The sequence below is a fragment of the Rhodococcus sp. ARC_M5 genome, from assembly GCF_022810405.1.
GTDB classification, from domain to species: Bacteria; Actinomycetota; Actinomycetes; order Mycobacteriales; family Mycobacteriaceae; genus Rhodococcoides; species Rhodococcoides navarretei.
The window spans coordinates 49,416-64,371 of sequence record NZ_JALGQE010000023.1 but is presented as its reverse complement, the minus strand read 5'-3'; the positions used below and the strand labels follow the sequence as shown (position 1 = coordinate 64,371).

The 14,956-nt window shown below is 65.0% G+C and carries 11 protein-coding genes and 1 pseudogene; 3 read left to right on the top strand and 9 right to left on the bottom strand.

Annotated features, from left to right (window positions below; all coding sequences use genetic code 11):
* Positions 1 to 126, bottom strand: a pseudogene (locus MTX34_RS23515) (S-(hydroxymethyl)mycothiol dehydrogenase); the annotation flags it as partial.
* Between the two features lie 490 nt (positions 127 to 616).
* Between MTX34_RS23515 and MTX34_RS23510 the strand changes: the two are divergent.
* The 3 genes from MTX34_RS23510 (at position 617) to purU (ending at position 5,648) form a co-directional block, all read left to right on the top strand.
* Complete coding sequence (locus tag MTX34_RS23510; RefSeq protein ID WP_243611019.1) at positions 617 to 2,131, top strand: BCCT family transporter; 1,515 nt, start codon at positions 617 to 619, stop codon at positions 2,129 to 2,131.
* Between the two features lie 177 nt (positions 2,132 to 2,308).
* The gene (locus MTX34_RS23505; protein WP_243611014.1) at positions 2,309 to 4,774 is read left to right on the top strand and encodes an FAD-dependent oxidoreductase; all 2,466 of its coding nucleotides are present in this window, start codon (positions 2,309 to 2,311) and stop codon (positions 4,772 to 4,774) included.
* Between the two features lie 25 nt (positions 4,775 to 4,799).
* Positions 4,800 to 5,648 (top strand): formyltetrahydrofolate deformylase, encoded by an 849-nt coding sequence (gene purU, locus MTX34_RS23500; protein WP_243611013.1) that lies wholly within the window; start codon positions 4,800 to 4,802, stop codon positions 5,646 to 5,648.
* 155 nt (positions 5,649 to 5,803) lie between these two features.
* Here purU and MTX34_RS23495 read toward each other — a convergent pair whose 3' ends face one another.
* The 8 genes from MTX34_RS23495 to glyA are packed head-to-tail and all read right to left on the bottom strand — an operon-like array spanning position 5,804 to position 14,806.
* Positions 5,804 to 7,186 (bottom strand): L-serine ammonia-lyase, encoded by a 1,383-nt coding sequence (locus tag MTX34_RS23495; protein WP_243611012.1) that lies wholly within the window; start codon positions 7,184 to 7,186, stop codon positions 5,804 to 5,806.
* The gene (locus MTX34_RS23490; protein ID WP_243611011.1) at positions 7,183 to 7,593 is read right to left on the bottom strand and encodes a glycine cleavage system protein H; all 411 of its coding nucleotides are present in this window, start codon (positions 7,591 to 7,593) and stop codon (positions 7,183 to 7,185) included. The genes MTX34_RS23495 and MTX34_RS23490 overlap by 4 nt, the downstream gene beginning before the upstream one ends.
* Positions 7,590 to 8,507, bottom strand: a complete 918-nt coding sequence (folP, locus tag MTX34_RS23485) for a dihydropteroate synthase (protein WP_243611010.1) — start codon at positions 8,505 to 8,507, stop codon at positions 7,590 to 7,592. Before folP ends, MTX34_RS23490 begins: the two co-directional genes overlap by 4 nt.
* Before the next feature lie 42 nt (positions 8,508 to 8,549).
* The gene (locus MTX34_RS23480) at positions 8,550 to 9,128 is read right to left on the bottom strand and encodes a sarcosine oxidase subunit gamma (RefSeq protein ID WP_243611009.1); all 579 of its coding nucleotides are present in this window, start codon (positions 9,126 to 9,128) and stop codon (positions 8,550 to 8,552) included.
* On the bottom strand, positions 9,121 to 11,964 hold the full coding sequence (locus tag MTX34_RS23475; protein WP_243611008.1) for a 2Fe-2S iron-sulfur cluster-binding protein: 2,844 nt from the start codon (positions 11,962 to 11,964) through the stop codon (positions 9,121 to 9,123). Before MTX34_RS23475 ends, MTX34_RS23480 begins: the two co-directional genes overlap by 8 nt.
* Positions 11,961 to 12,239 carry a sarcosine oxidase subunit delta gene (locus tag MTX34_RS23470; protein ID WP_032377699.1) on the bottom strand — a complete coding sequence of 93 codons (279 nt, stop codon included), beginning with the start codon at positions 12,237 to 12,239 and terminating at the stop codon, positions 11,961 to 11,963. The genes MTX34_RS23475 and MTX34_RS23470 overlap by 4 nt, the downstream gene beginning before the upstream one ends.
* Before the next feature lie 51 nt (positions 12,240 to 12,290).
* The gene (locus tag MTX34_RS23465) at positions 12,291 to 13,529 is read right to left on the bottom strand and encodes a sarcosine oxidase subunit beta family protein (RefSeq protein WP_243611007.1); all 1,239 of its coding nucleotides are present in this window, start codon (positions 13,527 to 13,529) and stop codon (positions 12,291 to 12,293) included.
* The gene (glyA, locus tag MTX34_RS23460) at positions 13,526 to 14,806 is read right to left on the bottom strand and encodes a serine hydroxymethyltransferase (protein ID WP_243611018.1); all 1,281 of its coding nucleotides are present in this window, start codon (positions 14,804 to 14,806) and stop codon (positions 13,526 to 13,528) included. Before glyA ends, MTX34_RS23465 begins: the two co-directional genes overlap by 4 nt.
* Positions 14,807 to 14,956: the final 150 nt, after the last annotated feature.

Below are 14,956 nucleotides of genomic sequence, written 5' to 3'. Positions count from 1 at the left end.
ACACACCCCGCACGCCTGAATCTTCACGACGACCTCGTTCGGGCCGGGATCGGGAATGGTGATCGTCTCGATCGAGACGGGCTCGCCCTTGCTCTTGGCGACGACGGCGCGGACCTGCTGCGGCATGGTTGGTACTCCTGAAGTAGGGGAAGGAACGGCATCGAAGCCGCTGGTGGCACTTGGGATTGCATTAATATATCAGTTACCAGGCAGTATGAAATGTTAAATACGAGTGTCGAATTCGGACAACTTTCGGCAAGCCTGCTCACAATTTCGCTGGTCAAAGCGTTGTTCGGTTTCGAAAAGCCGTGCTGAACAGGCTGAAATGGGTGGCCATCTCTTGACATCGCCCCTGGGTCGGCTCAGTCTTGTTCAGGTTCCATCAAATTCAAGTTGCGCAGAGAGCAACGAGTCGCGCATCCATTCGACACCCACGCTGCGTGCACGGGCGACACACCTATTCGGCGAGAGCCGGAGGGAGAACGATGTGACAACGAACAGCAAACCCCGGGTCGACAAGACTCGGGTCGCGTCATCCGAGAAACATGCACCCCACCATTACGGCCCCCTCGAGGTCTATCACCACGGAGACGAGGGCAAGCCGCGCACCGACAAGGTGGTCTTCGGCGTCACTGCCGCCATCGTGATCGCCATTCTGGCGTGGGGCATCCTCGGCACCGAGAACATGAAGTCCGTCAACGCGTCCGTACTCGATTGGGTGGTGACGAACGTCGGCTGGCTGTTCATCTTCTCCGCCACCGGGTTCGTGATCTTCGCGATCTGGCTCGCGCTCAGTCGCTACGGGAAGATTCCGCTCGGCAAGGACGGCGAGAAGCCCGAATTCAACACCGTCAGCTGGATCGCGATGATGTTCAGCGCCGGCATGGGAATCGGCTTGATCTTCTGGGGAGTGGCCGAGCCGCTCACCCACTTCGTCACCCCGCCGCCCGGAATCACCGATTCGACTGTGGGAACCGCGCTTTCGACGGCCATCTTCCACTGGGGATTGCACCCGTGGTCGATGTACGCGGTGGTCGGATTGTCGATCGCCTACGGCACCTACCGGATGGGCCGCAAGCAGCTCATCAGCTCCTCGTTCATCCCGCTGATCGGCCGTCACGCCGAAGGCCCCATCGGCAAGGTCATCGACATTCTGGCGATCTTCGCCACGATGTTCGGCACCGCGGCATCCCTCGGCCTCGGCGCACTCCAAATCGGTTCGGGTATCGAGGTTCTCGGCTGGGTCAACCAAGCGGGGACGCTTCTGCTCGTGGCTGTCGTTGCGATCCTGACGCTCGCGTTCGTCGCCTCGGCAGTATCGGGAATCTCCAAGGGAATTCAGTGGCTGTCCAACATCAACATGGTGCTGGCCCTGCTGCTCGCGGTGTTCGTGTTCGTCCTGGGACCGACGGTGTTGATCCTGAACCTGCTGCCCACCACCCTCGGTGACTACGCCGCGCACATCGCCGGAATGTCGGCGCGGTCGGCGGCATCCGGTGGTCCCGAGACCGAGTCCTGGCTCTCGTCCTGGACGATCTTCTACTGGGCCTGGTGGATTTCGTGGACCCCCTTCGTCGGTATGTTCCTCGCTCGCATCAGTCGTGGCCGCACCATCCGCCAGTTCGTCATCGGCGTCATTCTCATTCCGACGTCGGTGAGCTTGGTCTGGTTCTCGATCTTCGGTGGAGCCGCAATCGGCGAGCAGCAGAAGGGGACCGAAGACCTGGTGGCCCTCGGTAAGCCGGAATCGCAGCTGTTCGCGGTCCTCGGTCAATTCCCGTTGGCCGGCATCTCGTCGGTGCTGGTGATGGTGTTGGTCGGCATCTTCTTCGTCAGTGGAGCCGACGCCGCCTCGATCGTGATGGGCACCCTGTCGCAACGAGGAACCCTGGATCCGTCCCGTGGAGTCGTCGCCTTCTGGGGCGTCGTCACCGGCGGCATCGCAATCCTGATGCTGTGGACGGGAGGATCGGACGCCCTCAACGGGTTGCAGACTATGACCATCATCGTGGCGGCACCGTTCGTGCTGGTGATGATCGGTACCTGTGTCTCGCTGTACAAGGACGTCACGAGCGACCCGTTCATCGTCAAGAGTCCCAAGGCTCCGCCGAAAGTGAAGTCCGACAAATGAAGTGAGCCGTTGGTGCGGGGCGCGTACACACGCGTCCCGCACCTTCGGTATTTCGGGGGTTGACCTCGGTCACCCCTGCCCATACTCTTGATATATCAATCTATGGTTAGTTGTCGTGCAGGCCATCGATCGTCCCGGCCGAGCTCCATCTCTCCACCCCGATACGGAAGGACCACCATGGGTTCACCGAGAGTTGTCATCATCGGCGCCGGCATCGTCGGTACCAACGTGGCCGACGAGCTCACCGCACGCGGTTGGGATCGCATCACCGTGCTGGATCAGGGGCCGCTCCCTCTCACGGGTGGATCCACCTCGCACGCACCGGGTCTGGTCTTCCAGACCAATGCATCCAAGACGATGACCGAACTCGCCCGGTACACCGTCGAGAAATTCATGGGCCTCGAGGTGGACGGTCAGTGGTGCTTCAACCAGCTCGGCGGTCTCGAAGTGGCAACCACCGAGGAGCGACTGGCCGACTTGCATCGCAAGCAGGGGTGGGCCACGTCCTGGGGCATCGAAGGATCGGTCATCGACCCGTCCGAATGCGCCAAACTGCATCCGCTGCTGGAGCGTTCGCGTGTTCTCGGCGGTCTGTACGTCGAGACCGACGGACTCGCCAAGGCGTCGCGCGCTGTGGTGGCACTGACCCGTCGCGCAGAATCGCGCGGAGCGGTCTTCCGTGGCTCCACCAAGGTCATCGGTATCGAACAGACGGGTGGTCGAGTCACCGGTGTGGCGACCGACCAGGGCGTCATCGAGGCCGACATCGTGGTGTCCTGCGCCGGCTTCTGGGGCCCCGACGTGGGCGAACTGGTCGGCATGAAGGTGCCGCTGCTGCCGCTGGCGCACCAGTATGCCAAGACCGACCAGATCCCGGAACTGGTGGGACGCAACACCGAAGCGGCCGAGGCAGGCATGCCCATTCTTCGTCATCAGGATCAGGATCTGTACTTCCGCGAGCACGTCGACCGCCTCGGCATCGGCAGCTACGCGCACCGTCCGATGCCCGTCGACACCAGGACCCTGCCCGGCGGAGACGGTGTGTCCGACGAGGCCATGCCGTCCATGCTCGACTTCACGCAGGAGGATTTCGCCCCGTCGTGGGAGCAGTCGAAACTGCTGTTGCCGTGCCTCGAGACCGCCAAGATCGACCACGGCTTCAACGGAGTCTTCTCGTTCACTCCGGACGGTGGGCCGCTGCTCGGCGAGTCCCCGGACGTCAAGGGCTTCTGGATCGCCGAAGCAGTCTGGGTGACCCACTCGGCCGGAGTCGGCAGGGCCATCGCACAGTTGCTGGTCGACGGACGCTCCGAGGTGGAACTGCACGGATGCGACGTCAACCGCTTCGAGGACTTCCAGCTCGATCCCGCGTACGTCAGCGAGACCTCGCAGCAGAATTTCGTCGAGATCTACGACGTCCTGCATCCCTCGCAGCCGCGGTTGTCCCCGCGTGATGTTCGGGTCAGCCCCTTCAATGCTCGGCAGCACCAACTCGGTGCCGTGTTCCTCGAAGGCGGCGGATGGGAACGCCCGCACTGGTACGAGGCCAATGCCGATCTGGTGCAGCAGCTTCCGGCCGAGTGGCAGCCACCCAAGCGTGACGAGTGGGCGTCGATGTTCCATTCGCCCATCGCCGCGGCCGAGGCCTGGAAGACCCGTACCTCCGTCGCCATGTACGACATGACCCCGCTCAAGCGGCTGCGCGTGCGCGGCCCCGGTGCGCTGGCCCTGCTCGAAGGATTGACGTCCGGCAAGATGGACAAGACCGTCGGAGCCGTCACGTACACGCTGGCCCTCGACGAGAAGGGCGGCGTCCGCAGCGATCTGACCGTCGCTCGGTTGTCGGCCGACGAATTCCAGGTCGGAGCCAACGGCAATCTCGACTTCGACTACCTGCGCCGCGAAGCGCCGAGTGACGGCAGCGTCACCGTCGACGACATCACCGGATCCACGTGCTGCATCGGTCTGTGGGGTCCCCACGCCCGCGACGTCGTCGAGAAGCTGACCCAGGACGACTTTTCCAACGAGAACTTCAAGTACTTCCGCTGCAAGCAGGTTCGGATCGGGGGAGTGCCCGTCACTGCGATGCGGCTGTCGTACGTGGGCGAGCTGGGTTGGGAGCTGTACACCACTGCCGATTACGGTCAGCGACTGTGGGACATGTTGTGGCAGGCCGGTTCCGAGTTCGGTATCATCGCAGGCGGGCGCGCTGCGTTCAACAGCCTGCGTATGGAGAAGGGCTACCGGTCGTGGGGGTCGGACATGACCACCGAACACAACCCCTACGAGGCAGGTCTCGGCTTCGCGGTGCGCCCGCAAAAGGGTGAATTCCGCGGCCGCGACGCCGTGCTCGAGATGTCCGACGACACCGTCTCGAAGAAGTTGGTCTGCCTGAAGATCGACGACGGCACGTCGGTGGTACTCGGCCACGAGCCCGTCCTGGTGGACGGCGAACCGGCCGGTTACGTCACCAGTGCCTCGTTCGGGCATACCGTCGGCGCGCCGATCGCGTACGCCTGGGTTCCGGCCAGTAGTGCAGAACCCGGTGCAGCAGTACAGATTCGCTACTTCGATCGGCTCGTGTCCGCCACCGTCGTGGCCGAGCCTCTGGTCGACCCCGAGATGGCCAAGATTCGCAGCTGACGACCCACCAGTACCAGGAGATTCGATGACCGAGAACTTCACCCTCACGCTCAGCTGCGGACAGCGGCCGGGCATCGTCCGGGCCGTCAGTGCGTTCCTGTTCGACAACGACTGCGACATCGCCGAACACCAACAATTCGACGACTCGACGGACGGGTCGTTCTTCCTGCGCACCTCGTTCGTGGCCGGCGGCACCACCGACATCGAGAAACTGACCGAGAGCTTTCGCGAAGTGGCCGAACGATTCTCGATGATGTACACGTTCAACGGCTGCAGTCAGCCACGCGTGCTGGTGATGGTCTCCAAGATGGGGCACTGCCTCAACGACCTCATCTTCCGGTGGCGTTCCCAGAATCTCGGTGGGGAACTGGTGGCCGTGGTGAGCAACCACGAGGTGCTGCGGCCTATGGCCGAGGCTGCCGGGCTGCCGTTCGTCCACGTCCCCGTCACCCCGGGCACCAAAGCCGAGGCCGAGCAGCGCCTGCTGGACCTCGTCGCCGAATACGAGGTGGACCTGGTGGTGCTCGCACGCTACATGCAGGTGCTCTCCGACGAGACGTGTCGAGCGTTGCACGGCAAGGCAATCAACATCCACCACTCCTTCCTGCCCGGCTTCAAGGGCGCGAAGCCGTACCACCAGGCCTTCGACCGGGGCGTCAAGCAGGTCGGAGCGACGGCGCACTACGTCACCCCCGACCTGGACGAGGGCCCGATCATCGAGCAGCAGGTCATTCGTATCGACCACACGCATGATCCGTCCCGTCTGGCCACCGTCGGACAGGATGCCGAGGCACTCGCACTGTCGCGGGCGGTGCGCTGGCACTGCGAGAATCGCGTTCTGCTGCACGGACACCGGACGGTCATCTTCAGCTGAGCCGACTCACACGAGGGGCCCGTACCGGAATCGGTACGGGCCCCTCGTGCGTGAACCTCACACCCTTTCTGCCGGGTGCGCGCTGGTTCCCTGTGCGGAGAATCAGCGCGCACCCTCGAAAAGGGGTGTGAGGTTCTGCTCTAGCACTCCACGCTCTAACATTCCACGAAACTGACCGGCACGTTGATCGCGAGTCCGCCGCTGGAGGTTTCCTTGTATTTGGAGTGCATGTCGGCCCCGGTGGAGCGCATGGTCTCGATCACCTGGTCCAGGCTGACGCGGTGAGTGCCGTTGCCGCGCAACGCCATCCGTGCCGCATTGATTGCCTTGCCGGCCGAGATGGCGTTGCGTTCGATGCAGGGAATCTGTACCAGCCCGCCGATAGGGTCGCACGTCAGACCGAGGCTGTGTTCCATCGCGATCTCGGCCGCGTTCTCCACCTGTTCCGGTGTGCCGCCCAGTACCTCGGCCAGACCGGCGGCGGCCATCGAGGCAGCCGAACCCACCTCGCCCTGGCAGCCCACTTCGGCACCCGAGATCGAGGCCATCTCCTTGTAGAGCGACCCGATCGCGCCTGCGGTGAGCAGAAAGCGCACCGTGCTGCCGTCGGGATCGGCGACCCCGTTGGCGGTGTAGCGAGTGGCGTAGTGCAGCACGGCCGGGATGATGCCCGCCGCGCCGTTGGTGGGTGCTGTCACGATTCGCCCGCCCGACGCGTTCTCCTCGTTGACCGCGAGCGCGACGAGATTGACCCAGTCCTCGGCGAATTCGCTCGAGCGGTGCGGATCCTCGGCGGCGAGCCGTAGAAACCAGTCGCGAGCTCGACGCCGCACTCCGAGCGCGCCGGGAAGGTAGCCGTCGCGAGAGATGCCGCGAACCTCGCACTCGACCATGACGTCACGGATGTGCAGCAGCCCGTCCCAGATCTCGTCGTGCGTCCGGCGCTCGAGTTCGACCTCGGTCATGACGTCACTGATGCTGCAGCGTCGCCGCTCGCAGAGCTGGAGCAGTTCCTTGGCCGACCCGAATCCGTTCGACGAGGCGAGGGGCGCGACGGCCTCCACGCTTTGTGCCTCGGTGACCACGAAGCCCCCACCGATCGAGAAGTAGATCTCGGTGTGCAGTTCGGTCGAGTCCGCCGCGCGGGCAGTCAGCTTCATTCCGTTGGGATGGAACGGCAAGACCGTCAGCGGGCGCAGCACGATGTCGTCGACCGCCAGGTCGATCTCGCGGTGACCACCGAAGACGATGCGACCGGTGGCCGCCATCGATGCCTGACGCTCCTCCATGATCTGGGTCGAAATGCTCTCGGGTGCAAAGCCTTCCAGACCCAGCAGTACGGCGGTCATGGTGCCGTGTCCTGCTCCGGTCGCGGCCAGTGAGCCGTACAGGTCCACCGCCACCTCTCGAACGTCCTCGAAGGCCGACATGGTGCGCAGATCGTCGACGAATCGAGCGGCCGCGCGCATCGGGCCGACGGTATGCGAACTCGAGGGGCCGACTCCGACGGAGAAGAGGTCGAACACACTGATGGTCATGAGTCCACCCGAACTGCGTCGGTGGGCTCGCGCGTGGTGAGGGCCTCGAACGACGCGGCGGCGGGAGTCAGGATGGCGAACAGCCAGCCGGCACCGAGTGGGTCCACGGCCACGATCGACGGGTCCTCGTGCACAGCGGAATTGACGATCGTGACCATGCCGCTCGCCGGGGCGTACACCGTGACGGATCCGGCGGAGGTGTGGATGGTGCCGCACGCCTCACCTGCGGTGAGCTCGGCACGTACTGCCGGGAGGTCGACGCTCAGAACGTCGGCCGCGCCGTCGAACGCCGCAGGTGTCACTCCCACTCGGCTCGGGGTCTGGGCGGGTGAGCCGAACGGGTCGACGGCCATCCAGCCGTGCTCGGTGCTGAAGAGCCGGCGGGCGGAGGAGAGGGATGCGGTCATGGGGTGGCCTCGGCATTCGTCATGGGGTGACTTGGATGTGAGTGCACTACGTCGAGCGAACGCACTGCCCGGAGCACGGCCAGTGCGTCGATGGTGGCGGCGACGTCGTGGACCCGCAGGAGTGACGCCCCGTTCTGAGCCGCGATGATTGCGGCGGTGAGTGATCCGGCGAGTCGGCCGTCGACCTCTCGGCCGGTGATGGCACCGATCATCCCCTTGCGCGACACACCGGCCATGATCGGTCTGCCGCCCGCGGTGAGCGTTCGAAGGCCCTGAAGCAGTTGTAGATTGTGTTCGAGGGTCTTTCCGAATCCGAAGCCAGGGTCGACCAGGATGCGGTAGGCCGGGATGCCGGCCCGGATGCAGTCAGCGGCCCGGTCTTCGAGAAACTCGCACACTTCTGCGGTGACGTCGCCGTAGCGAGGGGAATGCTGCATCGTCGACGGCTCGCCCAGCATGTGCGTCAGACACACAGCGGCGCCCAGCTCGGCTGCTGCGGCCAGTGCACCGGGAAGGCGAAGGGCACGAACGTCGTTGATCACACTCGCTCCGGCGCGCACCGCTTCCCGCATCACCTCGGGTCGTGAGGTATCGACCGACAGCGGTGTCGACGTCCGCCTGGACAGTGCGTCGATCACCGGGACGACTCGGGCGATTTCCTCCCGGACGGTGGGTGGGATTGCCCCGGGACGGGTCGACTCACCGCCGATGTCGAGCAGCTCGGCTCCGTCGTCGACCATCGACAGTGCATGTGCCACAGCACGATCCGAGTCCAGAAACAGACCGCCATCGGAGAACGAATCCGGGGTCACGTTGACGATTCCGCAGACGACGGGATGCGAGGTTGTCAGGCGGGTCAGCAGTCGGTCGCGGGCATCGGCTGCCCGTGTAGCTGTGGAGACGGTCGTGAGCACTGCGATCACCTTTTCTCTCGCGCGGGGTTCCAGCGGTCCGACTCAGCCGACGTCGGTGTATTCCTCGGCCGCGTCGGTCAGCCAGGTTGCGAGATAGCGTGCGAACGACGAGCGCACGAGGATGCGGTAGTCCGTTCCCGTGTCGTCGCAGGCGATGAGGATCATGCCTGCCATCGACAGCATCGTCTGTACCGTCGACCCTGCCGGAAAGACGCGGGGGTGCAGATCGATCGAGCATCCCTTCGCCAACACCTCGCGGGCTCGGGAACCGGTCAGCCGCAGACTGGTTCGCTGAGCGGACACGTCCGTTGCTGCACCTCGGTGTTCGCGTACGGCCGATCCGAGACGGTGTTCGAGTTCGACCGGATCGAGGCCGGCTCCGATCACCAACCACTCCTCGGGGCCGAGCCAGATGACCGTGGTGTTCGTGCCCTCGGCGACGCGGCCTGGGCCGGGGAGCTCGGTGCCGAGCTCGGCCGAGGCGGCGGCACCGCCCGGTCCGTTCGGGTCGACCCACAGGTCGATCCCGGCCATGAACGGCTCCTCCACGATGCGGACAGCAGGCGAGTCCGGCAGAACTGTTTCTGCGAGTGGACTTCTGGTGGCGAGACGGTCAGCCATCACGGCGGTTTCCTTCCGGGTCGACGAGTACGGAGCCGGTGACTTCCACGGCGACCAGGGTGTCGCCCACCGGGACGTGCAGGATGTCGCCGAGTCGGTCACGCCCGGCCTCGAGCAGGGCCAAGCCGAACGGCCGACCCAATTCAGCGCTGGCGTAACTCGACGTGACGTGGCCGAGCATCGGTACCGGAAGTTCGGGCAGGACGCCGCTGTCGGAGTGTTCGATGATCTGCGATCCCTCCGGAAGGACCGTTTCCCGGTCGACCGGCAGAAGGCCGACGAACTGCTTGCGCAACGGGTTTCGGTTCTCGGCTCGGTCGAACGAGCGCTTGCCGATGAAGTCGAGCTTCTTCTTCGATACCGCCCAGCTCATGCCGAGATCCTGCGGGGTGACGGTACCGTCGGTGTCCTGGCCGACGATCGGGTAGCCCTTCTCGGCCCGCAGCACGTGCATGGTCTCGGTGCCGTACGGGGTGATGCCGAACTTCTCGCCCGCATCGATCAGCCGCGACCACAGTGCGTGGGCGTGCCAGGAATCGATGTTCACCTCGAAGGCCAGTTCACCGGAGAAGCTGATGCGCGCCACGCGTACATGTACACCGTCGATCGAGGCGTCCCGCCAGGCCATGAACGGGAACGCCTCGTTGGAGACGTCGATGTCGGGAAAGATCTCGCCGACGAGGTCGCGGGAGCGCGGTCCGACGACGGGGAACGTGGCCCACTGCTCGGTCACCGACGTCAGCCGAACCGCGAGGTGCGGCCACTCGGTCTGCAGCCATTCCTCCATCCAGTCGAGCATCCCTGCTGCGCCACCGGTGGTGGTGAACACCTGGAACCGGTCGTCGGCCAGACGCATCACGGTGCCGTCGTCGATCACCATGCCGTCGGTACCGCACATCACGCCGTACCGCACCATGCCGACCTTCAAGTTGCTCATCATGTTCGTGTAGAACATGTCCAGCACCACACCGGCGTCCGGGCCCTGCACGTCGATCTTGCCGAGGGTCGAACCGTCGAGCATGCCGACACCCGAACGCACGGCGGCGCACTCGCGGAGCACGGCGTCGTGCATCTCCTCGCCGGGCAGTGGGTAGTAGCGGGGCCTCTTCCACTGTCCGACGTCCTCGAAGACCGCGCCGCGTGCGACGTGCCAATCATGCACTGCCGTAACTCGTTCCGGGTCGAATGCCATGCCGCGATTACGTCCGGCCAGCGCCGCGAATGCCACCGGGGTGTACGGCGGTCGGAACGTGGTGGTGCCCAGGTTCTCCACCGGCTTGTCGAGGAGCTCGGCCACGATGCCCGAGGACACCACACCGGAGGTCTTGCCCTGATCGTGCGCTGTGCCGATCGTGGTGTAGCGCTTGATGTGTTCCATCGACGACATGCCCGCGCCGACGGCGCGGATCAGATCGGCCACCGTCGCGTCACGCTGCACGTCGACGAACTGGCTGTCGGCTCCGAAGTCGTCACGCACCCGCCACAGCACCAGCGACTCGCTGCTCGGCACGGATTGAACTGTTGGAAGGGATGTTTCGGGAGGATCGAAGCCGAGTCGGGTCATCGCACCCGCCGCGGCCGTGCTTCCGTCATGGAGGCATCCGGCCAGATCGAACACGCCCGAGGCCGATCCGGCGACACTGATGCCCTCGACGTCGTCAGCTGGCACGAATGCGCCGAGTTCGCCGTCGTAACGCAGTTTTCCGCGGGCTTGGCTGAACAGGTGCACCGCGGGGTTCCAACCACCGCTGACGAGCAGTACGTCGCACGCCACGGTGTCGGTGGCACCGTCGGGCCCGGTGACCAGTGCATGAGTGACGCGGGTGTCACCGTGGGTGCCGGACACGACACTCCCGGTGCGTACCTCGATACCGCGTTCGCGGCACAGGTCGAGCCAGTATTCGGGTGCCGCGGCGCGGGCATCGACGATGCGCGCGATGCGGACCCCTGCGTCGTGCAGATCGACGGCTGCCTTGTACGCGCTGTCGTTGGTGGTGAAGACCACTGCCTCGGTGCCCACCGTGACGCCGTAGCGATGCAGGAACGTACGTGCGCTGTGCGCCAACATGATTCCGGGTCGGTCGTTGTCGGTGAAGACGACCGGACGTTCGTGGGCACCGGTGGCCACGAGGATGTGACGCGATCGAATGCGCCAGACGCGCTGACGGCTCAGAGCTGCAGGAGCTTCCAATCCCAGGTGATCGGTGCGCCGCTCGAGGGCGAGCACGAAGCCGTCGTCGTAGGAACCGAACGCGGTGGTGCGGCGCAGCAGGGTCACGTCGGGGAAGGTCGACAACTCGGTCACCGCGTCGGAAACCCAGTCCAGGGCCGGCCGGCCATCGATGACGTCGTCGGAGCCGAGCAGGGAGCCGCCGAATTCGCTCTGATCGTCGACGACGACCACCCGAGCGCCGCTGCGGGCAGCGATCAGAGCGGCCGTCAGACCGGCCGGGCCGGCACCGACGACCAACAGGTCGGCGTGGGCGTGCATGGCGTCGTACTTGGCGGAGTCGGAGATCTCGGCGAGCCGCCCCTGTCCGGGGATGCCCCGAGCGACCAGGCCGTCGTACAGCTCGATCGTCGTGGCGAGCAGCATCGGCTCGGGGAACGGCTCCTCGATCTGTACGAGTCCGCCGGTGTCCTCGGCCCATGCTGCGGTGAATCCACGGGGCCTGCCGAGCTTGATGCTGGTGGTCACCTGATGAATGCCGTTGGCGAGCAACGCGGATGCCAGCGTGTCGCCGGGATGTCCCTGCAGAGCAGAACCGCCGAATGTGAAGTCGAAGGTGCTCGTGCGGTCGATGCGGCCGCCGGATGCGGTGCGGAATGCGGTCATGGGTTCACCGGCTTCGGGTCGTCGAGGCGATAGACACTGTGGATTCGGTAGGTGGCGGTGTCTCGTACGGCGTTGAACCAACGCCTACACCCCGCGCTGTGACTCCACCGTTCTGCGAAGAGCCCCTTGGGGTTGTCGCGGAAGAACACGAAGTGCGCCCACTGTTCGTCGGTGAGTGCCGATGGCTCCTCGGGGTAGGCGATGTGCGCCTGGCCGCCGTAGTGGAACTCGGTCTCTTCTCGACTCCCGCACCACGGGCATTCGATCAATTGCATTGCCACTCCAAGATTTCTCGTTCGGGTGCTGCGTGTGTCGGGGCGGAGAAACTAGTGGGCCACGCCTGCGGCACCGTGCTCGTCCACCAATGCGCCCGTGACAAAGCGGTCCAGACTGAACGGCGCGATGTACTCGTGCACCTCGTCGTTGGCGATCGTGTCGGCCAGGCACCAACCGGCACCGGGGGTCGCCTTGAATCCGCCCGTGCCCCAACCGCAATTGAGGAAAACGTTGTCGAACGGTGTGCGTCCGACGATGGGGGAGGCGTCGGGACAGACGTCGACGATGCCGGCCCACGTGCGCAGCAGATGCGCGCGAGCAAAGACGGGGAACAGCTCGACCGCCGCGGCCATCTGCCGTTCGATGATGTGGAAGGCACCGCGCTGGCCGTAGCCGTTGTACGAGTCGACGCCCGCGCCCATCACCAGTTCACCCTTGTGGGCCTGGGAGACGTACACGTGCACGGCATTCGACATGACGACCGTGGGATGTACGGGCTCGAGCAGTTCCGAGACGAGGGCCTGCAGCGGGTGGCTCTGCAGTGGAGTCTTGATGCCGAGCATGTCCGTCAACGTCGAGGTGTGCCCGGCCGCGCACAGAGCAACCTGGCCGGTGGCGATGTCGCCGCGCGTGGTCTTGACCCCGGTGACGCGATTGCCGTCGGTGGTGAAGCCGGTGACCTCACAATTCTGGATGATGTCGATGCCGGCCGCGTCGGCGCGTCGGGCAAATCCCCAGGCGACGTAGTCGTGCTTGGCGATACCGGCGCGCGGCTGGTACGTCGCACCGAGTACCGGGTAGCGAATGTCGCCGGAGATGTTGACGATTGGGCACAGCTTCTTGACCTCGTCAGGATCGACCCATTGAGCGTCGATGCCGTTGAGCCGGTTGGCCTCGACGCGTCGCACGCTGTCGCGCACGTCCTGCAGGCTGTGCGCGAGGTTGAGGACGCCGCGCTGGCTGAACAGGATGGGGTAGTCGAGGTCGTCGGCGAGCCCTTCCCACAGCTTCAGGGAGTGCTCGTAGATGCGGGCGCTCTCGTCCCACAGGTAGTTCGACCGGATGAGGGTGGTGTTGCGCGCCATGTTCCCACCGGCGAGCCATCCCTTCTCCAGCACAGCGACATTGGTGATGCCGTGGTTCTTGGCGAGGTAGTGCGCGGTGGCCAGGCCGTGTCCGCCGCCGCCGATGATCACGACGTCGTAGGACTTCTTCGGTTCGGGGTTGCGCCACAGGAAGTCCGGGTGGTCGGGCAGATGTGCGCCCGGTGGGTTTGCGGGGGCGGTCATCGGTAGCCTTCCGTCAGGTCGGAGTAGAGGGGGAACTGCGCGGCAACGGATTCGACCCGGATTCGCAGTGCATCGAGGCCTCGGTCGTCGGTGTCGGGACGCAACGCGTGAGCGATGACGTCGGAGACCTCGGCGAACGCCGTGGCGTCCAGGCCGCGGGTCGCGAGGGCCGGGGTGCCGATGCGGACTCCTGAACTCACCATGGGCGGCCGTGGATCGAATGGAACTGCGTTGCGGTTCACTGTGATTCCCACGTGATGCAGTCTGTCCTCGGCCTGCTTGCCGTCCAGTTCGGACGTGCGCAGGTCCACGAGGACGAGATGGACGTCGGTGCCGCCCGAGACCACGTCGATGCCTGCGGCTGCTGCGTCCTCGGTCAGCAGTCGGTCGGCCAGGATCTTCGCGCCTTCGAGGGTGCGCGCCTGCCGTTCCCGAAAGTCTTCTTCGGCAGCGAGTTTGAAGGACACTGCCTTGGCTGCGATGACATGCTCCAACGGTCCACCCTGCTGGCCCGGGAAGACCGAGGAATTGAACTTCTTGGCCAGAGCGGCGTCGTTGGTGATGATCACACCACCGCGTGGGCCGCCGAGCGTCTTGTGCGTGGTGGAGGTGACCACGTGTGCGTGCGGTACCGGTGACGGGTGCAGTCCGGCAGCGACGAGCCCCGCGAAGTGCGCCATGTCCACCATCAGGTAGGCACCGACGTCGTCTGCGATACGGCGGAATTCGGCGAAGTCGAGGTGACGGGGGTAGGCGGACCAGCCGGCCATGATCAGCTTCGGACGGTGCTCGCGCGCGAGGCGCTCCACCTCTGCCATATCGACGAGATGGTCGTGCTCGCGGACGTGGTAGGCCGAGACGTCGTAGAGCTTGCCCGAAAAGTTCAGCTTCATGCCGTGCGTCAGGTGTCCGCCATGGGCAAGTGCGAGACCGAGAATCGAATCGCCCGGCTGCAGCAGTGCCGCCATCGCAGCGGCATTGGCCTGGGCACCAGAGTGCGGCTGCACGTTGGCGAACGACGATCCGAACAAGGCATTCAGCCGGTCGATCGCGAGTTGCTCCATGACGTCGACGTTTTCGCATCCGCCGTAGTAGCGACGGCCGGGGTAGCCCTCGGCGTACTTGTTCGTCAGTACCGAGCCCTGTGCCTGCATCACGGCCAGCGGCGCGAAGTTCTCGCTGGCGATCATCTCGAGCGTGTTCTGCTGGCGGCCGAGCTCGGCACTGATCGCGCGGTGCACCTCGGGATCGAGATCGGCGAGTACGCGGTTCGTCACGCCTCTCGGGTGCGGTGCCGTCGCCGTCGGTGCGAAGTCCTGCGTCAAGATGGCCGCCCTTCTGGAAGATCAATGATCTGGAACTGATATATCAAGATGCCAATAGAGTAAGATCACAACGCAGAGCCGTCAAGGGCGGGGCGTCGACCG